Annotated in this window: 1 protein-coding gene; it reads left to right on the top strand. The window is 35.8% G+C overall.

What is annotated here, in order from left to right; all coding sequences use genetic code 11:
• A partial coding sequence (locus ACXAGJ_RS24835) for an RNA 2'-phosphotransferase (protein WP_474843912.1) occupies positions 1-226 on the top strand: 226 nt, incomplete at both ends.

Genomic DNA, 226 nt, shown 5'->3' with positions numbered 1-226 from the left:
ATGGATTCCAAGATAAGCAAATTGATAAGTTATTGGTTACGACATCAACCGGAAGATGGAGGCATTGAATTAGACCAATACGGTTGGGCCAGCATCAATGATGTTTTAGTTGCTCTAAAGAGGAACAACGTTGACATGAATAAAGCTGGTTTAGTAAGCCTATCTGAAAGTTTTGATAAAGTAAGATGGAAAATTGATCTTACAGGAAACAAAATAAAAGCTACTC

It is taken from the genome of Aquimarina sp. AWH4_224 (genome assembly GCF_056160245.1).
This window is presented reverse-complemented; position numbering and strand designations above follow the sequence as displayed.